The 23,097-nt window shown below is 55.7% G+C and carries 28 protein-coding genes; 8 read left to right on the top strand and 20 right to left on the bottom strand.

The features are described from left to right. Positions 1-147: 147 nt before the first annotated feature. Positions 148-594 (top strand): azurin, encoded by a 447-nt coding sequence (azu, locus tag MFLA_RS02850; protein WP_048811529.1) that lies wholly within the window; start codon positions 148-150, stop codon positions 592-594. Positions 595-726: 132 nt separating this feature from the next. Here azu and napH read toward each other — a convergent pair whose 3' ends face one another. The 10 genes from napH to MFLA_RS02805 all read right to left on the bottom strand — a co-directional run bounded on the left by napH (position 727) and on the right by MFLA_RS02805 (position 8,915). After that, a complete protein-coding gene (gene napH, locus MFLA_RS02845) occupies positions 727-1,578 on the bottom strand; it encodes a quinol dehydrogenase ferredoxin subunit NapH (RefSeq protein WP_011478922.1) in 852 nt (283 codons plus the stop codon). A gap of 5 nt (positions 1,579-1,583) precedes the next feature. After that, a complete protein-coding gene (gene napG, locus MFLA_RS02840) occupies positions 1,584-2,288 on the bottom strand; it encodes a ferredoxin-type protein NapG (protein ID WP_011478921.1) in 705 nt (234 codons plus the stop codon). A gap of 9 nt (positions 2,289-2,297) precedes the next feature. Further along, on the bottom strand, positions 2,298-2,708 hold the full coding sequence (locus MFLA_RS02835) for a methylamine utilization protein (RefSeq protein WP_195742059.1): 411 nt from the start codon (positions 2,706-2,708) through the stop codon (positions 2,298-2,300). A 69-nt stretch (positions 2,709-2,777) separates the two neighbouring features. Continuing rightward, entirely contained in the window at positions 2,778-3,779 is a 1,002-nt protein-coding gene (mauG, locus tag MFLA_RS02830) for a tryptophan tryptophylquinone biosynthesis enzyme MauG (protein ID WP_011478919.1), read from the bottom strand. A gap of 28 nt (positions 3,780-3,807) precedes the next feature. Beyond that, on the bottom strand, positions 3,808-4,368 hold the full coding sequence (mauA, locus tag MFLA_RS14300) for a methylamine dehydrogenase (amicyanin) small subunit (RefSeq protein WP_011478918.1): 561 nt from the start codon (positions 4,366-4,368) through the stop codon (positions 3,808-3,810). Positions 4,369-4,391: 23 nt separating this feature from the next. Then, on the bottom strand, positions 4,392-5,009 hold the full coding sequence (gene mauD, locus MFLA_RS02825) for a methylamine dehydrogenase accessory protein MauD (protein ID WP_011478917.1): 618 nt from the start codon (positions 5,007-5,009) through the stop codon (positions 4,392-4,394). Further along, positions 5,002-5,568 (bottom strand): MauE/DoxX family redox-associated membrane protein, encoded by a 567-nt coding sequence (locus tag MFLA_RS02820; protein ID WP_011478916.1) that lies wholly within the window; start codon positions 5,566-5,568, stop codon positions 5,002-5,004. The genes mauD and MFLA_RS02820 overlap by 8 nt, the downstream gene beginning before the upstream one ends. A 12-nt stretch (positions 5,569-5,580) precedes the next feature. Further along, positions 5,581-6,783 (bottom strand): methylamine dehydrogenase (amicyanin) large subunit, encoded by a 1,203-nt coding sequence (gene mauB, locus MFLA_RS02815; protein WP_011478915.1) that lies wholly within the window; start codon positions 6,781-6,783, stop codon positions 5,581-5,583. 61 nt (positions 6,784-6,844) lie between these two features. Continuing rightward, on the bottom strand, positions 6,845-7,696 hold the full coding sequence (locus MFLA_RS02810; RefSeq protein WP_229407143.1) for a methylamine utilization protein MauF: 852 nt from the start codon (positions 7,694-7,696) through the stop codon (positions 6,845-6,847). Between the two features lie 379 nt (positions 7,697-8,075). Next, a complete protein-coding gene (locus tag MFLA_RS02805) occupies positions 8,076-8,915 on the bottom strand; it encodes a TorF family putative porin (protein ID WP_011478913.1) in 840 nt (279 codons plus the stop codon). A gap of 555 nt (positions 8,916-9,470) precedes the next feature. On the opposite strand from MFLA_RS02805, the gene MFLA_RS02800 reads away from it, so the two are divergent. Beyond that, a complete protein-coding gene (locus MFLA_RS02800) occupies positions 9,471-10,490 on the top strand; it encodes a helix-turn-helix domain-containing protein (RefSeq protein WP_011478912.1) in 1,020 nt (339 codons plus the stop codon). Between the two features lie 19 nt (positions 10,491-10,509). Here MFLA_RS02800 and tatC read toward each other — a convergent pair whose 3' ends face one another. The 4 genes from tatC to MFLA_RS02780 all read right to left on the bottom strand — a co-directional run bounded on the left by tatC (position 10,510) and on the right by MFLA_RS02780 (position 12,244). Further along, positions 10,510-11,250 (bottom strand): twin-arginine translocase subunit TatC, encoded by a 741-nt coding sequence (gene tatC / locus MFLA_RS02795; RefSeq protein ID WP_011478911.1) that lies wholly within the window; start codon positions 11,248-11,250, stop codon positions 10,510-10,512. Between the two features lie 7 nt (positions 11,251-11,257). Continuing rightward, on the bottom strand, positions 11,258-11,548 hold the full coding sequence (gene tatB, locus MFLA_RS02790; RefSeq protein WP_229407139.1) for a Sec-independent protein translocase protein TatB: 291 nt from the start codon (positions 11,546-11,548) through the stop codon (positions 11,258-11,260). Positions 11,549-11,573: 25 nt separating this feature from the next. Continuing rightward, positions 11,574-11,738, bottom strand: a complete 165-nt coding sequence (gene tatA / locus MFLA_RS02785) for a Sec-independent protein translocase subunit TatA (protein WP_011478909.1) — start codon at positions 11,736-11,738, stop codon at positions 11,574-11,576. An 89-nt stretch (positions 11,739-11,827) separates the two neighbouring features. Then, entirely contained in the window at positions 11,828-12,244 is a 417-nt protein-coding gene (locus MFLA_RS02780; protein ID WP_048811525.1) for a HepT-like ribonuclease domain-containing protein, read from the bottom strand. A gap of 463 nt (positions 12,245-12,707) precedes the next feature. On the opposite strand from MFLA_RS02780, the gene MFLA_RS02775 reads away from it, so the two are divergent. Further along, positions 12,708-13,721, top strand: coding sequence for a helix-turn-helix domain-containing protein (locus tag MFLA_RS02775; RefSeq protein ID WP_011478907.1), 1,014 nt, complete (start codon positions 12,708-12,710; stop codon positions 13,719-13,721). Positions 13,722-13,831: 110 nt separating this feature from the next. Here MFLA_RS02775 and infA read toward each other — a convergent pair whose 3' ends face one another. After that, positions 13,832-14,098: a translation initiation factor IF-1 gene (infA, locus tag MFLA_RS02770; protein WP_011478906.1), complete on the bottom strand. Its 267-nt coding sequence runs from the start codon at positions 14,096-14,098 to the stop codon at positions 13,832-13,834. A 20-nt stretch (positions 14,099-14,118) separates the two neighbouring features. Next, on the bottom strand, positions 14,119-14,355 hold the full coding sequence (locus MFLA_RS02765) for a hypothetical protein (protein WP_011478905.1): 237 nt from the start codon (positions 14,353-14,355) through the stop codon (positions 14,119-14,121). Between MFLA_RS02765 and MFLA_RS14990 the strand changes: the two genes are divergently transcribed. The 3 genes from MFLA_RS14990 to MFLA_RS02750 all read left to right on the top strand — a co-directional run bounded on the left by MFLA_RS14990 (position 14,356) and on the right by MFLA_RS02750 (position 17,495). Then, on the top strand, positions 14,356-14,478 hold the full coding sequence (locus MFLA_RS14990; protein ID WP_267864441.1) for a hypothetical protein: 123 nt from the start codon (positions 14,356-14,358) through the stop codon (positions 14,476-14,478). Positions 14,479-14,882: 404 nt separating this feature from the next. Then, the gene (locus MFLA_RS02755; RefSeq protein WP_229407136.1) at positions 14,883-17,084 is read left to right on the top strand and encodes a TonB-dependent receptor; all 2,202 of its coding nucleotides are present in this window, start codon (positions 14,883-14,885) and stop codon (positions 17,082-17,084) included. 174 nt (positions 17,085-17,258) lie between these two features. Next, on the top strand, positions 17,259-17,495 hold the full coding sequence (locus tag MFLA_RS02750) for a hypothetical protein (RefSeq protein WP_011478903.1): 237 nt from the start codon (positions 17,259-17,261) through the stop codon (positions 17,493-17,495). A 77-nt stretch (positions 17,496-17,572) separates the two neighbouring features. Here MFLA_RS02750 and MFLA_RS02745 read toward each other — a convergent pair whose 3' ends face one another. Continuing rightward, on the bottom strand, positions 17,573-19,501 hold the full coding sequence (locus MFLA_RS02745; RefSeq protein WP_011478902.1) for an SMP-30/gluconolactonase/LRE family protein: 1,929 nt from the start codon (positions 19,499-19,501) through the stop codon (positions 17,573-17,575). Positions 19,502-19,697: 196 nt separating this feature from the next. Here MFLA_RS02745 and MFLA_RS02740 point away from each other — a divergent pair, with 196 nt between their 5' ends. Continuing rightward, positions 19,698-20,126 (top strand): hypothetical protein, encoded by a 429-nt coding sequence (locus MFLA_RS02740; RefSeq protein WP_011478901.1) that lies wholly within the window; start codon positions 19,698-19,700, stop codon positions 20,124-20,126. Positions 20,127-20,184: 58 nt separating this feature from the next. On the opposite strand, the gene MFLA_RS02735 is transcribed toward MFLA_RS02740, so the two are convergent. The 3 genes from MFLA_RS02735 to MFLA_RS02725 form a co-directional block, all read right to left on the bottom strand. After that, positions 20,185-20,529 carry a hypothetical protein gene (locus MFLA_RS02735; protein ID WP_011478900.1) on the bottom strand — a complete coding sequence of 115 codons (345 nt, stop codon included), beginning with the start codon at positions 20,527-20,529 and terminating at the stop codon, positions 20,185-20,187. A 76-nt stretch (positions 20,530-20,605) separates the two neighbouring features. After that, positions 20,606-20,908: a hypothetical protein gene (locus tag MFLA_RS02730; protein ID WP_195742058.1), complete on the bottom strand. Its 303-nt coding sequence runs from the start codon at positions 20,906-20,908 to the stop codon at positions 20,606-20,608. 347 nt (positions 20,909-21,255) lie between these two features. Beyond that, entirely contained in the window at positions 21,256-22,140 is an 885-nt protein-coding gene (locus tag MFLA_RS02725; RefSeq protein ID WP_011478899.1) for a hypothetical protein, read from the bottom strand. A 251-nt stretch (positions 22,141-22,391) separates the two neighbouring features. On the opposite strand from MFLA_RS02725, the gene MFLA_RS02720 reads away from it, so the two are divergent. Further along, positions 22,392-23,051, top strand: a complete 660-nt coding sequence (locus MFLA_RS02720) for a response regulator transcription factor (RefSeq protein WP_011478898.1) — start codon at positions 22,392-22,394, stop codon at positions 23,049-23,051. Positions 23,052-23,097: the final 46 nt, after the last annotated feature.

Genomic DNA, 23,097 nt, shown 5'->3' with positions numbered 1-23,097 from the left:
CGATACGAAATCGATATACAAATCAAGGTGAAACCCTGCGGCCACCAATTCGTCGCATGCCCTCAATGTCTTGCCAATTCTTACCATAAAAAGCCAAGCCAGACACTTAGAATTGTCTCCCCATTACATTCACAATTCGGATCGTTTATGCGTAATCAACTTCTTTTTGCCCTGGCATTCATTCCCACCATTGCAGCCGCTGCAAGCAACTGCGAAGTCAATGTCAGCGCCGGCGATAGCATGGCGTTCAATACACGCTCCATCGACATCCCCAAAAGCTGCAAGGAGTTCACTGTCAACTTCGCCCACACAGGCACGGCATCCAAGGCCGGCATGGGCCACAACTGGGTGCTGGCCCGCAGCGCCGACGTGAACGACCTGGCGAAGGCCGGCGTGGAAGCCGGCATAGACAAGAACTTCATTCCGCCTAACGACCCGCGCGTATTGGCATACACCCCGCTGGTAGGCGGCGGTGAGAAAACATCTGTCACCTTCAAGCCCAGCATCCTGAAGGATGGCGAGTCCTACTCATTCTACTGCTCCTTCGCGTTTCATTCCTTCATGATGCGCGGTACGGTGAAGCTGGTCGATTAATGTCGTTGTAACCCAGCAAATTGGTTTGTTCACTCCTTGTCCCTTGGTCCGGTGGCGTAATCCACCGGATTTTTTTTGATTATTGTTGGTATTCGCCGGAAACGGCAGGAAAACGGCAAGAAGAACCGGCGATTACTTTCTGACGATGGGGATGCCGCGGAAGGATTTGCCCAGGTCCAGCTTCATGGCAAGGGCGCCAGTCGCGCACTGGTCCAGGCAAGCGCCGCAACGGGTGCAATCGCCGTGGGTGACGGTATTGGCCTTGAGGGAGACCACGGGCGCCAGCACGTGGGGCTCGGGACAGACGCGGATGCAGGAACCGCAGCCCGCGCATGAGCCTGATTGCTCGGCGGTGACGCGCAGGCGGCCATAGCGCCCCAGCACGGCATAAAAAGCGCCGACCGGGCACAGGTGGCCGCACCAGCCGCGGCGCGTGATCAATAAATCAAACAGAAACAGGCTGAGCAGGACCATGCTGCCCGCAACGGAAGTCCACATGAGTTCGCGCTGGAACAGCGTGATGGGGTTGAAGTTCTCCCAGGCCAATGTGCCGCTGAGCACGGTGAGTATCAGCGACATGCCCAGCACCGCCATGCGCAACTCGCGCGACATGGTCATATTACCTTTGAGATTGAGCTTCTGCCGCAGCCAGTAGGCCAGGTCGGTCACCATGTTGATCGGGCAGACCCAGCTGCAATAGATGCGCCCGCCGAACAGAAAATAGAAACCGGCGACGATGACGGTGCCAACCAATGCGGTTTTCGCCAGCATCGTGCCGGAAAACAGCGATTGCAGTGCAATGAAGGGGTCCGTCAGCGGCAGAACGCCGAGCCAGAGGCTGGAAGACAGGTTGCCATGCGCGATACGCCCGACTTCAGGCCAATCCACCAGGAACGCCAGGACGATGAACATCTGCACGACACGCCGGCTCAACAGCCAGCGGCGCCGATACAGCGCAGCGCGGATTGCGCCCATGTTTGTCATCGCCGCTATTTCCATACCGGCGTCCGTCCGGCGGAGTTCGCGCCGGAGACCCCGAGGCCAAGCTCGCGGGGCAGGACACGGATGGCGGCCTCCGACAGCACGCAATGTTTCTCGCAGGTGCCGCAACCGGTGCATTTAGTGCTGTCCACGGTCGGAATCTGCAACAGGCCGCGTTCGTTCTGGATCGGCTTGAGCGAGATCGCCTCGCCGCGGATCGGGCAGACGCGGACGCAGATGCTGCAGTTCAGGCCCTTGTAGTTGAGGCAGGTTTCATGGTCCACCAGCACCGCGACGCCCATGTCGGCCTTGCGTATGTCTGTCAGCAGTGGATTTAGCGCACCGGTCGGACAAGCGCGCACACAAGGAATGTCCTGGCACATGCGGCACGGCTCGTCCCGCGCAGTGAAAAATGGCGTACCCATGGGCGCCGGATCAGCCCAGCTGGCTAGCTTGAGGATGTCGAACGGGCAATCTTCCACACATAGGCCGCAACGCACGCAAGCCGATTGGAAATCTTTTTCCGCCAATGCGCCGGGAGGTCGCAAAACTGTAGCCGCGGGCGCAGGTCGCGACCTGAGCAAGGCGCTGCCAAAGATAGAGCCTACTACGGCCACACCCACTCGGCGCGTCAGCTGCTTGAACATCAGCCTGCGCTCAGGCTTTTCTATCGTTGACGTCGATTTATTTCTGTTTCCTTCCTCTGCCATCATGGATCTCCATCATGGTTCTGGTAACTGAGATAAGGGAGCCTTCACTTTCAGAGCAGCCCGGATAATGGTGTGTATCCAGCATTGCAATACATACTCGTCGCCATCCTCCGCGTCTTCCGGCACGGTCCACGACACGGTCATGCCGGGCAGCTGTGCAGCAGTTTCACTCAGATTGACAACAATTCCGTTCGGGTATGTAACGTAAATCGCGTGCACGATATCAGAATGGTTGTGGATATCAATGCGGTCACCAGGTTTTGGCACGAAACTCCAAGGCTCGAATTCATGGTGAGTCAGCTCCATTTGATGCACTTCTGCGCTCCAGGCGATGGAAGAAATGCAAAGGATAAAACCAGTAGTCAATAAGAATTGCCATGTTTGCCGGTGAAACATCCAGACCACGATGCTCCAACTGCTCATGACACGCGTACCGATACTGAACCGCACTCGGTCATGCACAGCGTCAGTTCTATTTCTCAACATCAATCATTACTCCGGGAGTTGGGGAGGCTCTATATCCAGCAGGCCACCATCCAATGTATGAATAAATTCGATCAAGTACTCCCGCTCGGTTTCGGTAAGTTCAAACCTTTTCATTTCCGCAGAAATGCTAGGGCGCTGAAGGCCACCTTGCTCATAATGCCTGATAACCTCATCCAAGCTATGCATCGATCCATCATGCATAAAAGGTCCGTTGCGAGGCAAATCTCTGAGAGTGGGTGTCTTGAAAGCATGTTGCATGATCGTGACTTGCGGTGGCACCCTTGCGCCACGCCCTGGATCAAGGCTGGGCAACCCAATATCATGAAAGCTATCGTCAGTGAATCGCCAGGACGAATGGCAGGTTGCGCACCGTGCCTTTCCTTTGAATACGGCAAATCCGCGCTTGGCACGTTCACTCATTGCACTCTCGTCGCCTTCTACCCAGACATCAAACGGAGCTAGCTTGGAAACCAATGTACGCTGAAAACTGGCTAACGCCTGGGTTAGACGCTTTTCAGTAATTTCCGCATCTCCGAATGCCCTGGCAAACAAGGGCGCGTACCCTGCCACGTCCTTCAACCTATTTAACAGCAAAGGCATTTCAAAATTCATTTCATGTGCCGTGGTAATTGGCAGAATCGCCTGATCCTCCAACGATGTCGCCCGGCCATCCCACATCAGGGTAGTGAGCCAGGCGCTGTTGAGCACGGTAGGCGTGCGTCGCGCATGTTCCACGCCATCCGCCCGCAGCGGCAATATCCGGCCGTCGCTCCAGCGCATGCCCGGGTTGTGGCAGGTGGCGCAAGACATGGACCCGTCCCGCGAGAGACGGGGGTCGAAAAACAGGGTTTTGCCCAGGGCGGCCTTTTCGATGGTCAATGGATTGTCCGGCGGCGATGGAATGTCAGCCGGACGCTGATAGGATTCCCGCGGAGGAAGATCAGCGGCGTGGCTGACACCCATCGCCGCCGCCAGACCAAACACCAGAAACACACTGCAAAAACGCATACCTGGCACAGCCCTTCACATTGTCTGCTTAGCTGGCCTTACCGACGATCGGGGAGACCGTGCAATGGTAGGTCATGGCATCGTTGTCGGCGCCGAAGCACCAGACGATGTCGTTGTTAAACTCTGGTCGATAGACTGGAAGCTCACCCTGCACGTTCACGCAATTGCAACGACCACAAGTCTGCTTACCACAACAATCACGATACGCTATCAGATAAGTTTGACCGTCGCCTGGATTGAAACAACTTGCTACCCATGAACTTGGCGACAGCTCTGTGCCCGGAGGGCAAGATGTCAAAGAACCACCGCAGCAGTCACACAAGTTGCCATCAATTGAGCAATGACGCCAGTAATCGCAAGACTTGGGGTCCTTATCCTGTGGCTTGTAGCCCTCCCTGCCCAGCACGCCTTTGGTCTCCGCGTGCGCTTCATTCATGCGTCCCCGGCGGTCCACCGGCAGCAAGGGCAACAAGGCTGAGCCAACTAAAAAGCCCCCTAGTTTGCCAATAAAGCTACGGCGTCCTGTTTTGCTGGCGGTTTTACGGGCCAGTTTTTCGATGCCCGAATCAAATCCTGTATTTTTTTTCATATTTTGTTTCCCTTCTCCGTCAATTAATGCACATGTTTCGACGCATCTTCTACGCCGTGCTTAAGGAAGTTCTGCAAAGTCGAGTGGCCGACGCGCGTTGTCTCGAACAAGCTTTCGACATGCTCGCGGGTGTTGCAAAGGCCCTTGGCCTGGATGACGCCGTCCTTGTCCAGGAGCACGCCGTACGGCACCTTGGAGACCTGGTAGCGCATGCCGATCTCGGCGGAAACGACGTAGTGTTCGCCGTCCAGTGGATGGTTGCGCAGGAACTCGCGGTGCTCGGCCTGCGTGCCGTCGCTGATCAGGATCACGTCGGCGCCTTCGGTAGCGGCGACAGAGCGGATGATGGGCAGCAGTTTCTGGCAGATCGGGCAGGAAGGGCCGGTGAACATCAGCAGGCTTGGACGGCCTGGCGACACTGCGCGGCCCACGGTCACGGGCACGCCGTCGATGGTCGTCATGCTGAACACCGGCGAACGCTCGCCGATATCCGGGCCGTGATCGATCATCATGGCGCCGAGCGGAGCCGAGCGCTCGTGCAGCAGGCCGATTTGCCTGATGACGCCGAGCATGAGCGCCGCCAGGGCGAGGAAAGCCCCCCATAGCAGCACGTTGGATGCAATCATAATTCCACTAGTCATTTGTATTTCCTTTGAGTAAGTCGTTCTTTGAATTGGGGAAGCCCACCAGCATGTCCGCTCCCATGTACAGCAAGGCCAGCATCGCCGCGGCAGCCAATCCCATCAGTCCGGATTCGATTGAAATCCTGGAAAACTCCACGGGCACAGCAGCCACATACAGGCTTACCCCCGCCAGCGCGATGGCCCGCATGACATGGAACATGCCGATGCGGCTCATGCTGGTGGGGCGGCGTACGCAGCCGCAATCGATATGGGTGCGACCCCGGCCGACGTTGATGGCCAGTGCCAGCGCGAACACGATGAACAGCCCGGCCGCAACGCATGCCGCAATTTCTCGGGCGGGCGGGATCATCAAGGCAACTGCGCAGAGCAACTCGACCAGCGGCAGAAGCTTGGCAACCGGCGCGACCAGGAACGATGGCAATAACTTGTAATTTGCCACCACCCCCTGGAACTCATCCGGGTGGCGAAACTTCGGGATGGCCGCCGCCGCCAGGACAATGCCGATGAACAGCGAGGCCAGCACCGCGGCAGTTGGATCGTTAATAAGCCAGCTCATGGTTGCGCTCTCTTAATCCATTGTCAGAGAAATGGTTGGCGCGCGGCCAAGCTCGTCCACCTTGCCGGTTTCCTTGCCGGTCACCGCATTGAAGGTAAACAGGGTCTTGGCTTCGGCAGACACCGCATAGAGATTGGGGTTGGCATCCTGGGTGACGCTGATGCCGTCAATCTCGTGGCCGAGGTCGATGCGGCGCAGGCGCTTGCCGGTGGTGCCGTCGACAACGAACACATAACGGCTTGCAGTCACATGCGTCCATTTGGCACGTTGATCTGCCAACACATAGATTTCATTTCTTGCCTTGTGATATGCCACCACCTGCCAGCCCCCCGGCCGCCAATTAGCTTTCTTTTCCGCTTCAGTGAACAATTCGAAAGGCTTCATGAAATCGACTTTCTTATCCGTCAACTTAGCCTGAAATATGCGGCCTTCATAAGTGGGCCATACTAGCCGACCAGAACCGTTGGAGTAATAAGGATTCACGAACAGATAATCATCTTCGCCATGAAACACCTTGGTAGGCTTCATTGGCTTGAGATTACCTTTATCGTCATAGCCGAACTGTTGCAAGGAACCATCACGACAGTGCATATAGAAACTCTGATTGGGCACAGGGAAAATCTGGTAGCAATCAGGTATATCCATCATCTTGACGAAGCTCTTCTTCTCCAGATCAACCAGACCAACGGCAGGAGACGGCGCAAACTGCTGGAACAGCATGTACTTATTATCGGTGGAAAGAGATGCCATGCGATTCATCACGCCCGTGAGGAACCGACCTTCAGGAATGTCAATATCGGCCAGCACCTTATGGCTTTGCGCATCAATCACCTCGACATAGTCATCGCGCTTGCCGCGGGCAATGCGACTATAGGTGGTATTCGAGGTCACGAAGAACTTACCATCGCTGCTCAGCATCACGTTGGCCAGCTTGCCGGTATCGGTCATCCCCAGCAGGTTGTTCTTGTTGCCATCAATGGTGTAGACCGTCGTCGTCACATGGAAGTGACCGGGATCCAGCACATACACACGCTTGGCATCAGATGGAAGCCCTGGCTCCATCGTGATGTTATCCAGCGTTGGAGTCGTGCCTATCGCACCCAATGAGCTAGGTACTGTCGTCGGCGCATCAGCCGCAAATGCCGAACACGTGGCTGCCAGCAGTGCTGTGGCAGCGAGTTGCCCGGCCAGGCGACCAGGTTGGAATGTTGTCATATTTCCTCCAGACATTATTAATGTTTTATCAATGCACTTCTACTTCACTAAACCCCTGCCCTTACAGCACCAGCAGCATCAATGCAGCGGAGCCGACAGACAGCAGAAGGAAACCGTCCACCTCGACAGCGCGTTCCTGCCAACGGGCCAGCCATACCTGCACCGTCACGTTCTTGACCGGCAGGAAATTCACGGCGACAGGCAGGCAGCGGCCGATATTGAAGATGCCGATAATCACGATCGCGGTCTTCACGTCGCCGCAGAACAGCGCGACGCCGGTGACGATGTAGAGGATCGGGGTCTGCACATAGGTCAGGTAATTCATGCCCAGTGCATAGCCGTACAACAGGCCGATCACGGAAGAACGGAAGCGGAAGCGGGCATCATGCGGCACCTGCGCGCGGCGCTGCGGATAAGGCATCTTCATGAAGCCGAACTGGTGCGCGCCATATCCCAGCGCCAGCACCGCCATGCCTGCGACCATGTAGCTGAAAGGCAGGGACGAGAACAGCAGCCAGCCCGCCATGCCCAATGCCCCGCCCAGTACCACCGCGCCAATCGCATAACCCAGCGCATGCGTGAAGAAGGTCGGCGACCAACGCAGCACGGAAGCAAACGAATAGCGCCCGGCAGGACGCAACAGGCTCAGGCTGGAATAGCCGCATGGCGACCAGGTGGACAAAAAACCGCCAGCCAGGGCCAGCACGATGAACAATCCGGTCAGTGCGCTTGTCGCTGACATTGCAGAATGCAGCATGGCGCCACCTGCCAGGCCGGCCGCAACTGCGGACAGCATCAGCGCAAAACGCGTGCCGGGCGATCGCGCCTCGGAAAAACTGTACGCGTCAGGCACGCAGGCGACACCAGCTTTGCTGCCGGATGCCTGACGAGAGAGTTTGGCGTCTATACTCACGTTTCCTCCTCTTAGGCCGATTGGCCTCTTGTTAAAGAAATTGTTAATAATTTGTAAATGACACGGCGCCACTATATCGCCGCCCCTTTCGGCGCCGTAGCAATAATCGGCATATCCTGCGCATCGAAAACAAGTCTTGCCGATTCTTTCTATTGGCGGCTTTTTCCATGCGGCCCATTTGGGCAAATCCGGCCATAGGCACCCATTTCGATAAGCATTGAGCCGCGTCGGGATGGCTTCCGGAGGGATAGGCGCAACAAGAAATACCGCATGGCAGGAAATGGATATGCTGCAAACCTTATTCAAATCGCGGAGCATCATCGAACGGTGGGCCGCTGGGCGAAACCCGCCCTATCCAGCCTGCACCGTCCCTATCTGCCTAGAATGTGCGCTTGACGTAACCAAAGAACCTGTTGCCCCCGGTCTTGTAGCCGCTCGCGGTCACATACCAGTCGTCGTTTGCATCGGTCGCGTGATACAACAACCCGGCGTTCCAGCCTTTGCTGTCGCCGACGGAGAAATCCTTGTTGATGCCGGCGGCATAGTCGGTATAGCTGGCGACGGAGTAATTCTTGACGGTCGTATGGCCGACATGCAGGTAGAGGTTTAAGCCCCAGAACGGCAGCGCATCGTTGTAGTTGAACTCAGCATAGTTGCTGCCCTTGGAGTCGCCTGTGCCCGTGGTATGGCGGCCTACCTGGGTGTTGCCATAGGAAGCGGTATTCGTCCCGAACCAGTCCGTCAAGGAATAGGAATACTTGAAATTGAAATGACGGTAGTCGATGGCAAGATTGACTTCCGTCACGTTGGAAGACTGGCCTGCGATCTTTTCGTTATCGGGGTAATAGAATTGCAGGAAGCCGACCGTGCCGATCACATCGCCCGCGAGTGCGCGGCTGTAGCCGCCGTAGAGGTCGATTTCCAATGTGTTGCCATTGATTGCCTCCTTGTGCACATTGGTGCCTCCTATTCCCAGAAACAGGCCGCTCACGTGGGAGTAGTCGATGAATCCTTGTATTGCGCCGCGCCCGCGCGCCAATGAGAGCCCGCGAAACAGGTAGTCCGAATACAAGCCCAAGTTAGTGGTGACATGGTGCGGCGAATCCGCCCATTCTTCGCTCGCCTCCTCATTCAAATTTTTATCCTCTTCCGCGACTGCACAGTACGGCATTGCCCCCAGCATCAGGGACATTGCGATCAATGTATTTTTTCTCACCATTTATACTCCCTTGTATAGTTTTGTTAAAAAATGTAAAGACCAAATTATTGAGAAATATCTACTGTTAACTCCAGGAAGATTCGTGAAAAATCAAAACGATAATCGACCTGATAAAAACCCCTGCAAGCAGCGTCCATACGGCTGACAACCCTTCGAAATATTTCAAAACAATTTCGGGAACAATTCACAAAAATCCAGGTTGAAAATCGCCTATTACCGGCGTCTTCTCTCAACTCGGAACATTCATTAACAGATTGAAGTGATGGAACAATAGTGAGGTTATGCAATTCGAACTAGCAATAATCGGCATATCCGTAACGCTTTGTCACAAACAGGTAACAGTCATGCCATTTTTTGCTATAGCGCGGCCAAATTCCGATTTAAAGTCACGTGCAGATGATCGCGTTTTTGACTCTTTATCCAGCTTGTACAGGCTGGTTTAGATGCAGGGGAAATGATTGAAAATTAAAAACAAGTAGATCACTACAATTTAAATAAATTGATAAAAACAGGGTATAAGCCCGAAATTAAAGCCTATACGGAGGGGTAAACATAATGGGTTTTAAAGAAGATTTTATGGGCAACGCCCCTGGGGCTTGCCCTTTTTTGCACCTAGTAGAACGCTCAACTTCAGATGTATTGGAACAGGCAGAGGCACTACCATTCTGGTCGCAGGACTACACCCAGCTCAGCAAAGGCGCTTTTTCCGGCTCCGTGACCAGCGTCTCTTGTGATGGCTTGCAGATATTCACCGAAACGATGAACCAGGCGGTGGACCAGATCGCCAGCGCCCCTGTGGATAGCTACGTCATGGGATTGCCGACCCTGGTTGATGGGGAATCCACCTGGGGCCTGCTTCCCATTACAACAAACTCCCTCATCACATTGGAAAAGAATGCGGAGCTCTATTTCAAGACCTCCAATATTTCAGAAATCACGGCAGCGGTGATTCCCGCGCAAAGGCTGGAGACCTATGCGGCCGAGGTCGAGTGGATAGACCTGAGCAAAGTCATGGAAGGCTTGAAGCCCGTTGAAATGCTGCATCCCGACATTGCGCAGCAATTGCTCAGCGCCTTGCAGGGAGGCATACAGTACAAGGCGGATATCGCGGATAACATCCACGCCCACCAGATGTGGCGGAATTTCGAGGACGACCTCCTGTCGACCTGTCTGCATACGCTACTGCATGTCAGGGGCAATATCCATCCGCACTTCGACCAGCGCCTGCCGCGCTACCTCGTGAACCGCGTGCGCGACTACACGCTCTCCAACTCCGCCCTGCCCTTGACCATAGGCGAGCTGTGCAAATCGCTACGCGTCAGCCGCAGAACGCTGAACCATGCATTCATCCGGGTGCTCGGCATCACGCCCGTGGCCTATATCCGCAACCTGCGGCTGCACCGGGTGCGCTTCGAGATGCAGCAATCGCCGCACGAAGTCATCAGCATTGCGCACCTGGCCACCAAGTGGGGATTCTGGCACCTGAGCCTGTTTTCCCGCTATTACCGCGAGCTGTTCGGGGAATGTCCCATCGATACGCTGCAGCGCGCACGCCTGGAGTCCAAGAGACCATGAGCGCGCGGCGAACTCTGCCTCAAGCGTCAGGCAGGGCGGGCACTGCCGCCCGCCTTGCAACCACCAGCATGGCGATGAAAACGCCCAGCTCGTATAGCAGCCAAAGGGGAATCGCCAGCATGAACTGGGAAATGATGTCGGGCGGGGTGAAAATGGCGCCGACGACGAAGGCGCCGACCACGACGTAGCCGCGTATCTCGCGCAAGGTCTTGAGTTCGACTATGCCCAGCGCAGCAATGGCGACGACGATGATCGGGGTTTGGAAAGAGATGCCGAAAGCCAGCATGATCGAGACCAGGAAATCCAGGTAGCTGCCAATTTCCGTCATCACCGCCACGCCCTCGGGCGCAGTCCCGACGATGAACTTGATCACGACCGGGATGACCAGGTAGAAAGCGAAACAGGCGCCGATGACGAACAGGATCACGCTGGACACCACGCCCAGCACGCTGATGAGCTTTTCCTTCGGGTATAGCCCGGGCTGGAAAAACTTCCACACCTGGTAGAGCGTATGCGGCAGGCTGACGGCGACGGCGACGTAAAACGCTATCTTCAGCGGGATCAGGAACGGGGAAGTGACGGAGGTGGCGATCATCTGCCCGCCGGCCGGCAACTGGTTCAGTAACGGGGTGACGAAAAAGCCATGCAGCTCGTTGGCAAACGGCAGGATCGCCAGCAAGGGAACCAGCATGCCGGCGATGATGCGGATGAACCGCGTCCTGAGTTCGTAAAAGTGGCTGAGAAACCCGTCCTGCTCCATGGCGGCCTCACTTCTCCGTTTGAATCTCTGGGCTTGCCTGGCTGACGGGCTCAACCTCGGCCAGCCCGGCGCTCTCCGGATGGATTTCAGACAGCTGGGCTTGCAGGGCCAGCAGCTTTTGCTGGGCCTCCGCGGTGGCTTTGCGCATATTGTCCAGGGCGAGCTCGCGCTCCATGTCCTGCTTGAAGCCGGAGACATAACGCTGCAGCCGGCCATAGAGCATGCCACAGGTGCGCGCGACCTTGGGCAGCTTGTCCGGGCCAAGCACGATCAAGGCCACCACGGCGATCACCAGCATTTCTGAAAATCCGACGTCGAACATATCAGGGCTTGTCGCTCAAGGTTGCGTCGGGGTCTTTCGAGGCTTCCTTGAAATTCTTCAAGGCGCCGCCCAGGTCGCTCCCCATATTGCGCAAGCGCTTCGTCCCGAACACCATGGTGACGACCGCAAGCACGATCAGCCAATGCCAAATACTGAAACTACCCATTTCGCGAACTCCCAACAATCTTAAAAATCCATCATCCTTGATAAGCGGCCAAACTCGTTAGCAATAATCGGCAACATCTCACGGCGGCATCAGCCGTCGGCCATGCTGGCATCATTGAAGCGCCACAAGCTCAAGGTGTCGTTGGATTGCTCATAATGCGCCCGCACCGTGGCTATTTGCGCCGACAGTACCGGCAGCTCGGCATGCACGATCTCCCAGACCATGTTCAAGTCGGCATCGTGATAAAGCTTGATGGCGGCATCCAGCCTGCGGTAGATATCGCCAAACGGCATATCCCGGTTATTGGCGGCAAACGAAGGAAAATGGGTCTGGATGCGCCGGCATGCGCCCTTGATCCCGCCGCAGTTCCACAGCACGGCATCCCGCGCCTGCTTGTTCTGGTAGAAGTCCATCGCATCCATGCCATGGATATAGCTACTGATACGGGCCGCCGCCGCGACAATGCTCTCTAAATAATAATGAAGGCTGTGCTGCCTGTACGCCATGATCTCTATGCCTTGCTGTATGGTTGCCGGATGACAAACTATATTGGTCATTCTGCACGGGTCAGCCAGGCGACGTTATTAAAAAACGGCAATACTTGGCGCCACAGACACGGCCGGCAGCCTCCTACCCGTTACTTTTTTCATCCTTGGCAAAAGCTGGAAGCTCTCGCCAAACTCGCGCCCAGCCTGCCGGATAGCCATGTTGCCGGCCAGCGTTGAGAAATGTATCCAGCGAGCAGAGGAGTATTGCCAATTCTTGCTATCGGCCCAAATCAATAAGGTCTACAGTTACACTTACCAGTCTGTATTAATTTAAGAACAAGCATTCAAAAGACGGTTTCAACTGGGCAGAAAATAACGTACTACACGATGAAAAATTAAAGGCCGACCGGAGCCTCGACCGGGAATCCCATGATTCCAGGATCGGGGCCGATCAAGAGTCAGGCCCGGAGGAGTGAGAAGCGTGAATATTCAAGAACAGTTTTTGGGTAGCGGCTCCCGGGGCAGCTACGAATTGCACCTGGTCGACCGCCGGCCCAAGGATGTGCTGGAACAGGCGGAAGCCTTGCCTTTCTGGAAACAAGATTACACCCAATTGGACAAGGGCGCTTTTTCCGGCGCGGTCACCAGCGTCTCCTGTCAGGGCATACAGATTTTCCGCGAAAAGATGAATCGCGCGGTGGACCAGTTGGCAAGCGCACCGGCCGACACCTACGTCATCGGCCTGCCGACCATGATAGAGGGCGAGGCCACCTGGGGGATGCTCCCGGTCAAGCAGGATTCCCTCATTACGCTGAACAAAAACACCGAGCTGCTTTTCCGCACCTCGCATTGTTCCGAAATTGCCGCCGCCGTCATTTCCGCACAACGCCTGGAAGAATATGCCGCGTTGGTGGAGTGGGTCGACCTGCGGGAAATCATGAGGAAGGTGAAGGCGGTGGAGCAGATATCCTCCACCATCGCCAACCGGCTGATGACTTCGCTGGTGGGCGGCACCCGCTACATTTCGGATGTGCACGAGTCTGCCAGCGTGAAGCATATGTGGCCGAATTTCGAGGAAGACCTCATGTCGACGTGCCTGCAAGCACTGGTGCAGGCAAAGGACAGCATCAACCACCATTACGACCATCGCATCCACCGCTATATCGTCAACCGGGTGCGCGATTTCACCTTGCTGAACTCATGCTGTCCGTTGACGATCAGCGAGCTTTGCATCGAATTGCGCGTGAGCCGGCGCACGCTGAACCACGCCTTCCTGCGCGTGCTCGGTATCACGCCCGTCGCCTACATGCGCAACGTCAGGCTGCACCGCGTACGCGCAGAACTGCAATCGGCGCCTGACTCCGTGACCAGCATCGCCAATGTGGCGACCAAATGGGGGTTCTGGCACATGAGCCTGTTCTCACGTTACTACCGCGAGCTGTTCGGGGAATGTCCCAATAAAACCCTGGAGCGTACGCGCCTGCACAAAGCATAGCTTCATTGCTGACGCAGCAGGCATCTCCATGGCGGATACAGCATTGCCAGCCAGTGCCTTGAAGCAGACGTCCCGAGGGATGTCTGCTTTTTTTATGGGCGGGGATTTATCTAGCGGGCGAAACGCTTGGCAGGCTTGAACGGGCGAGAGGAGCTCGCTTCTATATGCCGGAAGATGATCCTGCCCTTGGCAAGGTCGTAAGGCGACATCTCGACCGTGACCTTGTCGCCAGCCAAGATGCGGATATGGTTCTTGCGCATCTTGCCGCCGGTATAGGCGACCAATATATGCCCATTATCCAAGGTGACGCGGAAACGGGAATCCGGCAGGATTTCATCTACTTTGCCCTGCATCTCGATGAGTTCTTCTTTTGCCATGGTCTTTCCTTTCAATAGTATCAGGCAAAAGCCTGTGGATTTTTCAGCCAGACTTGTCCTTGCGTGGCGGCATGGTTCAGGGCTTTTTCGCGCGAAATGAATTCGCGGGCGAAGCTGACGATACGGCAATGCGTACTCGTTCCCTGGCCGCTGCGGATGGACAGCGAGGCGGTATAGCGTCCGTTCCCGTTGCTATGCGAGATCGGGGTGATTAAATAACGTCCGGCCGTGAAAGGCTGGATGTTGAGTGATTTCATATGCAGTTACTCAGGCAGCGCAATGCTGCGGAAAACGGTGCCATGCAACCGGTTGGAGGGCTGGAGGTCACCTGCGGACTGGAAAAATCGTCCGGTATGGGGCTTGCCGTTAAGGAAGTTTGACCACTGTAAAAACTCTTTTGGGAGCCTGTGGCTTTAAGTGGCGGTGATATTGGGGGAACCGCAGCACGTCTCAGACTTGCTGTAGGAAAGGTAAGCAATTAGCTACAACACCGAACAGTATAGCGCATTAAGCGCAACTCACAAAACTCTCATGTAGAGGCAGCTCGGCCCGGCGGGCCTGACAAGGCATAAGAGCCTGTTCGCGATCTTTCCATAGAGTACGTTGCCCCGGCAGGGCAGGCTCTAAGGTTGCCGCCGGCTGCGACAATTTGTCACATTATCCCAAGCCGGCGATGTTGCTATATTTCACCCCCTCATAACAAAAAACTGCCGATACGCCCCGTGTCGTGGCAGCCATGCCTGCCACGATCGCGACGCGTTCGCACATTGCCTCTCGACCCAATATGACGACACCATACCCATTCCTGATCAGGGCCTTGATTGCCGGGATGTTTTCCTCGGCCATGGGCATTTCATATGTCTATGCAGAGGAATCCGCCCAGGCAAAGAACCAGCCGGACGGCACCCAGACCCTGGACACCGTGCACGTCAAGGCAGCCCCCATCAAGCACCAGCAGGGCTTGAACATCGACAAGCCGTCGGAGGCAGGCTCCCGGCTCGGATTGACCATCCGCGAGAACCCCGCCTCGGTCGCGGTGGCAAGCCGCCAGCAAATGGAGGAAACGGGCGCGCGCAATTTCCAGGATGCGGCCAACAGCCTGCCCGGCGTGAATGCCTCTGCGCCTCCCGGGCACGGCGGATTCGTTGCCTACAGGGGATTCACCGGCGCACAGGTCAACCAGTTGTTCAACGGCATCAGCTTGCAGTACAACAGCGCCAACCGCCCGGTGGACGCCTGGGTCTACGACCGAGTGGAACTGGTGGGCGGCCCCTCCTCCTTCCTCTACGGCAGCGGCTCCATCGGCGGCAGCCTGAACTATGTCACCAAGCTCGCGACTCGCGACGAGGAAATTCGCGAAGCCCGCATCAGCTATGCGCGCTACGACACGATGGAAACCGCTCTCGGCCTGAACCATGCGCTGAACGGCAACAACTGGATACGCCTGGATTTCAGCCGAAACACCAGCAACGGCTATATCGACCGGCAGCAACGCGAGGCGGATAGCCTGGCGTTGTCATGGCTGGCCGACATCACGCCAGAGTTGTCGCATACGCTGGCATTGGAACACCACGTCGAGCAGGAAGACAGCCCCTACTGGGGCACGCCGACGCTGAACCCGCAGGCCGGCAGGTTGAAAATCGACACGTCCAACCGCTTTGCCAATTACAACGTCGCGGACGGCCGTTACGAACAGCGCGTCACCTGGGCGCGGTCCATCACCGAATACCATTTCAACGCGCAGACTTCACTGCGCAACACCTTCTACCACTACACCGGCCAGCGGGATTTCCGCAACCTCGAGGTATACCGCTACAACGCCGACAACAGCGCCATCTTGCGTTCGGGCGCCTACATGCAGCGCCATGACCAGGAGCTTAACGGCAACCGGGTCGAAATCCTGCACAAGGGCGCGCTATTCGGCTTGCAAAGCGACTGGTCTTTCGGCGTGGACTACAACGTGAACCGGCAAACCGTGTTCCCGACTTCGGTGAGCAGCGTCTTCGACACGGTTGCGCCCGGCAATCCGGATCCCGGCGGATTCTCCGACATTCCCGGCATGGGCAACGGCCTGCAGAAAGGCCGCAGCACCAAGACCAGGACCTTGTCCGCATTCATCGAAAACCGCCAGTTCCTGGCCCAGCGCCTGTCATTGGTGACCGGGCTGCGTTACGACCATATCGACCTGCACCTGGACAACAATCCCGGCGCCAGCCCGGCAACGGTCGACCGGCGCTGGGATGCGTTTACCGGGCGCGCAGGCCTCGTATTCGACGTCACTGAAGACGCCAACCTCTATGCCCAATACAGCACCTCGGCGGAACCGCCTGGCGGCACGCTCACCAGCGCCAGCGCAGCCCAGGTGGACAACAATTTCAAGCTTTCCACCGGTTACCAGGTCGAGGTCGGCAGCAAGTTGAATTACCTCGACGGACGGGGCACCGCCACCATCGCGGCCTACCACATCGTGCGCAGAGATTTCCCGGTGACGGACCCGCAGGACCGCAACAATACCATCCAGGTGGGCCAGCAAACCTCTAACGGCATCGAACTTGCCACTTCTTTGCAGATTACGCCCAAGCTGCATGCAGAAGGCAATATTGCTTGGACCAACGCGAGATATGACGACTTCAATGAAGCCGTCGGCACTGGCGTCGCTTCCCGCAAGGGCAGGCACCCAATCAATGTGCCCGACCAGGTGGCCAACCTGCGTCTCCATTATGAGATCACGCCAGGCTGGCAGGCCGGCATCGGCGCGCGCTATGTCGCATCCGTATATGCCAACAATGCCAATACCATGTGGGTACCTTCCTATACCTTGTTCGACGTGCACACAAAATACCGCGTCAGCAAGAATGCCGACGTGGTCGCCCGCATCCGCAACCTCACGAATGAAACATATGCGCGCTTCATCCACCAGACCAACACCCAATACTATGTGGGCGAACCGCGCAGCCTTGAAGTTGCGTTGCATGTCCGGTTCTAAATGCAGTGGAATGTAAGGTTGACGCCCTAACCGCCGGGGCGCGTCGCCATCGTCATTACCGCATACTGATTTGTCGGCACTGTCCTACGCCAAGATCAGCCTCGCCTGATAAGAAAATCCAAGTGTTGGATCTAGAATCAGGCCACTTATTCCACTTTGCCATCAGGAGTCGCCATGTTTGGCCAGAACCTCGAGCAGTCCATTTATGACGCGCAACAAAGCATTCAAGTCCTCCAGACACTCAAGGACAATATTCAGGCTTACCAGGACGTCCTCAGGGTCGAAGATGTGCTGAGCCTGATAGACCAGCAAATCCATGACACCAACCGAAGGAAACGGGCCCTGCTCCTGGCAAAAAAACTGGATATGCACCTGCCGGATACGGCGAAAGCCCCACTCACCAATACTTGATTAAAGTCCCCATCCAGTAAAAAAGCCGGCGACATGCCGGCTTTTTTACTGGATGGAAAATGTCCAGGCTTACTTGCTTACTTGATGGGCAATGGCACCAGCTCGCCAGCCTTCATATCAGGCACCAGCAGGAAGCGCCCATCGGCCGATAGGGCAATATCAGCGGCAGACTGATGGCCTTCGGTGATCAATTGCGGCGTTGCGCGCGGCTCAGTCAATTGCCAGACCTTGCCGCCGGCCCAGTCGCTGACATAAAGCAACCCATCAGTATCGCGCACCAGCCCGTCAGCGCCGCCAAAGCCCTGGTTGAGCAGCGTGACGCTCGCCTTCTTGCTGGCAAAATTCACCTGGAATAGCTTGCCATTGCCGAAATCGGCCACCAGCAGCTTGCCGGGGCCATCCAGCAACAGCCCGTTCGGACGCTTGATGCCGGACTTGTCATTGATCAGCTGGGTGATCTTCCCTTCAGGGGATATCTGGTAGATCGCGCCATGCTTGCCATCATCGTCCCCACTATCCGAGACATAGACGTTGCCCAGCCCATCAATCTCAATGTCATTGAGGAACATTGGCTTCTCCGGGAAGTCCCCGGACTTGGCAATGACGGTTTTGCTGCCGTCCAGACCAACCCTCACGACCTGGTCCATATCCGCGACATACAGCTGATTGTTGAAGAGGTCGAGCCCCTTGGGGTCATTCAAACCGTCGGCCAGCGTCCGGCGACTGCCGTCCTTGTTGATCACGGTAATCTTACCGTCACCGGACTTGCCGAACTCGCCAATCTCGCTGACGAAGATACGCCCGTCTGGATGTGCAACAGCAGACTCCGGCATGTTCAAGCCGGTCACTTTGGACGCCTGGCCACGGCCAGGCGCAGCAGCGGCAGAAGACTCGCCATAGCTGACGCGGTAGATGACGCCGCTGTAATCATCCGATACCAGCAAGGAACCGTCATTGAGCTGCAATACGTCAACAGGACGACCCCATGCTTCACCATCGTTGAGCCATCCCTCGATAAAAACTTCGTGCGACTTGACCTGATGCTGCTCGTCGAACACGACACGCATCAGCTGGTAACCGACGGGCTGGCTGCGGTTCCATGAACCATGCTGGGCAACGATGGCATTGCCCTGATAATCACGGGGAAACTGCTTGCCGGTATAGAACTTGAAACCCAGGTTTGCGCTATGCGCCTGGAATTCGACAACAGGCGGCGTCACGGCCTGGGGCGGCTTCTTGTTCTGCCAGTCCTTAGGACGCGCATCCCGGCCACCGACGTAAGGGAAACCGAAATGCAGTCCAGCCTGGGGAGCAGCATTGAGTTCGTCAGGCGGAATATCATCGCCCATCATGTCCACACCATTATCGGTGAAATACAGGACATTGGTGCCCGGCTGAAAATCCATGCCGACCGAATTACGCACGCCTTTGGCAAACACCTCCACATTCTTGCCATCCGGATCCATGCGAATGATGGATGCTTCGATGCCTTGCGGGTCACAGACGTTGCATGGCGCGCCAATCGTCGCATAGAGCTTCTTGTCGGGGCCGAAGGCGATATAGCGCCAGCCATGATGTACCTTGTCGGGCAGTTGGTCGTAAATCACCTCGCGCATCTGCTTGAACGGCAGGTTGAGGTCAAAATCGGGGGCGGCGTAACGGGTGATGCGGTGCTGCTCGGCCACGTAGAGATTCCCCTCCCACATGGCGACACCATTGCCTACCTTGAGGTCATCAAGGATAGTGATCACCTCGTCTGCCTTGTGATCCTTGTTCTTGTCCACGACAGCATAGACCTTGTTGCCGCGAGTGCCGACGTAGACTGTACCGGAAGTTCCCAGTGCCATTTGCCGTGCGCCCGGCACTTCGGCATAGACCTCCACCTTGAACCCCTCCGGCACCTTGAGCCGGCCCAGGTTAGCCTCAACGTCTGCGAGATCAGCGTTGGCTGCAGTCATCCAACCCACCGCAGCCAGCAAGCCAATCAATCTACTTATTGTTTTCATTTTGTATGGCTCCTTATCAAAGAACTCAAGCAGTATACCAAAAGCATAAATTTCAATACATAGAAATATCTTGGTTACACAATTCCACTTTTAGGAAAACTCCTACAGCAGGATAAGAAAATACAGGCTACGTCATTTAATCAATTCTTAATACGATGCCTCTAGAATAAACTTCATTGTATTAGAGGACAGTATCATGTGCAGAGGCATCAAATTAACCGACAATACGGGTCTGGAAAAACGTATCGAGTATCCCGATCCCCAGGCCGCCTTGCCAATCCGTAGCGCTGAAGGCCAGATCAAGTGGCTGCGATGGGGCAATAACCTGGAAGAAAAGGAGGGTGGCTTCTTCTTGGGTGGCTGGGCCCGTCAAGCATCCTTGGAGCAAGGTAAATGGGATAAGCTCAAGCCAGAGCCTGTGGATCTCCTTGCAGAAGAATTCCTGAGCCGCGACCCCCAGCGTAATCCTCACTGGATCGATATTCCGCCTGGTCATGCCATCAAGGGTATCATCGCTACCCATCACGACGAGCGCCGGATTTATGTCATTACCACCGAACCACCCGAGGAATATGCATGGATGGATGACCGCTGGCCCGTCATCGCCCCATCAGCCCGGAATTGAAGAACACCCAGCGACATCAGAATATCTTCTGATATCGCTGGGTATCAACTTTTCAATATCAGGATTTGCCAGATAGATTGCAATATTGGGTAATGTCCTCATCCGACTCGCTGAACCTCGCTTCTTCGCCCTCGCGGATTTCAACGACAAACTTCTGGCCCGGGCCGTAATTTCCGCTATCATCCTTTACGCTGTAATCTCCACAAACGACACTCATGTCGCCGTGACGGACTTCCTCCAGATTCTCCAGCTTGGCAGATTCAGGATTCTCAATATGCTTCAACGCGGCGGTCTTGGCAGTGTCTACAGCTGTGCCATCCAGCATGCGTATCTGGCTGAAGGCAACCCAGACCAACACCAACGCAATAATAGCTGCAAACCATTTAGACTTGGATAATCTCATTTCTTTTCCTTATTCATCATCATGGCGGCCAGTCATGCCTGCATGAAGCACGACTGGAGCGAGAGAGGGGGGAGTATCACATCTTGACGGTGCTTGTATTGAATGCGCCAGGTCCTTTATGACAAAGCCCTTTGCCTACCAATACAGGGCGTTGATATGGCTCGACGCGATATGACTTCAGCGCCTGTTTGTCCGACACCCGTTGGTGCATGCCTTCCCCAGTGGATATGGCATGACCACTAATACTCACCATTGCCCCTTTACTCATGGGCAATGGCGGAACATGCGGTAATTCACCCCGACACATTTCCACGGCCGATGCAGTATTGGCAATAACGATGAGGGGCGATAGAGCGAGCACTCGAAAGATTGATTTCATCTTGTTCTCCTTAATAATCATGCATGGCACATGCCGTTTAGTGAGGACTCAATACGAAATTTTCGTCAGCATCCTGAAACTAATTCGCATTGGCATTGCCTGCTAATCTATAAGCCCATCATATCCACCCTGGACGTGCCTCCCCATAGGACGGCCATGATAGTTTTTGTCAGACGGCGCTGACACCTTTGCCCGCGCACGCAAATATAAAGCCCCATCCAGTGGGGCTTTATATTTGGTTCATCAACAAGGCTGTTTAAAAAATCAGCCAGATCAATACCAGGACAGTAATGGGCACTCCCAGTAACCATGCAATGATATAAGGCATCTCTCTCTCCTTTAACTGATTAATATGTATTCTTGGTGGCTGATTGGGCGACGCTACGTGCAGTGAGGGCACCGGCTACTACCGCAGCAACCAGGCTCAGTAGGAAGCCCAGCGTGGCCCATAGCGCAAATTGGGCGGCTGCTTCAGCGGCCTTCTCAGCTGCTTCCTTGGCTCTTTCCTTCCCGGCTGCATAAGCCTCCTCGAGCTTTCTCACCTCTTCGTCAGCCTGCTCACGCGATACGCCCGCCGCATCCGCAAGTGCAGTGACGACACGATCGCGGTCTATCACCCGACTTGCTTCATCGGTATTGGTGAGGTAGCGGCTCAGCGCATGCCAGTAAGCGCCACCATGGCTCCTGCCGCGTTGCTCACCGACTACCTGCTGATCCACATTGTCCTTGGCGTTACGGAAAAATGCTTCTATCTCCTGCATCAATTCGTTTCCAGTCCCGTTGGTTGCCAGCAATGCACCGCCGCCAGCCACCGCACTACTGCCAGCGACACCCAGCGCCCCAGCAGTGGTCTTGAATACGCCGCCGGCCAGATTGGTGAACAAACAAGCGCCCGCAATGGTCGCCAATGCCCAGATGACAATCCCAAGTAATGCGCCCCTGCAGCGGGTGACCTCATCGGAAGACAATACGGCAACAATGGTCCCCGCCGTCAACGAAAATATCCATGAGACGATCCACCACAATGATGCCCCAATACCAAATGCCTCAGCCGAGGGGGTGCCACCTGGCTCAGCCGGTTCCACAAAACTGAAACCTATGCCCGTACCCAGCAGGCTCAATACCAGTTGTACTGCGATCGCCACGGCTAAACCGGCCAGGATTGCCCGCCATGAAATAGGCAAAACCCACCAGCCATCCCTCCTTGATGCTTCACTATGCAACGTTGCCATATCTGCCTCCTAACATATTGAGTGGTTGTTGTATTTCTAGCCTCGGATGCGGCTGATGTGCAGATTAAGACAAGCAGAGCAGGAGGATCATAGGCAAATTGCTCGAATGCATGTCAGATCGATCCTACGTGCCTGCAAGGACGGGGAAGGTCTCATTTTTTCCTACACGGGGGCGCTATGTTGTCCTACAGCTTCCTCATCACATTGGGGGTAGGATTAGGCCATCTATTCATTGCACCATACTGAGCGCCATGAAAAAAATCGCATTGATCAGCCAGGACAGCCTGGTCAATTACTCGCTCAGCCACTTGCTTTCCCAGCGCAAGGAAATGCAGATCAAGCATGTGCTGGCAAGTATTGACGAGGAAAAGATAAGGAAATTGCGGGCCAGGCGTCAGCTTGACCTTCTCATCGTGTGCGTATCGTCTTGCAAGAGAGACGGCTTGGAACTGTTGTCTCACTTGCGGGGCATTGCGCCCCATATCCCGGTGCTGCTGCTCAGCAGTAGCGAGGACGAGCACTTCCTGCTCAATTTTATCCGCTGCGGCTGCAAGGGCTACCTAGACAAATATGCTAGCGAACATGATCTCGTTCAAGCCATCGAGACGGTTTACAGCGGAAAGCATCACCTGCCGGATACGCTCAGGCAGGCATTACAGTCCGAGCAGACGCCCCTGCCCCATGAACAACTTTCAAAGCGTGAGTTCCAGGTGTTCCTGAAATTCATTCAACGTAAAACCATCGCCACTGTCGCGCGTGAACTGAACGTCACCGCAGGCGCAGTCAGCGTATTCCGCAGCCGGGTATTGCGGAAACTCAACTTCAAGAGCAATGCCGACTTCATTTTTTATGCATTGCAGCACCACTTGCTGACCTTGCCCGATACCCAGTGCTGTCGCGCGCCTGGGTAACAGGTATTCCCTACCGCCAGGCTGAAATCAGCCTGGCGGCGTACTG

Source organism: Methylobacillus flagellatus KT (genome assembly GCF_000013705.1).
In the GTDB taxonomy this organism is placed as follows: Bacteria; Pseudomonadota; Gammaproteobacteria; order Burkholderiales; family Methylophilaceae; genus Methylobacillus; species Methylobacillus flagellatus.
The sequence above is the reverse complement of the archived record's forward strand: the minus strand, read 5'-3'. Positions and strand labels throughout refer to the sequence as shown.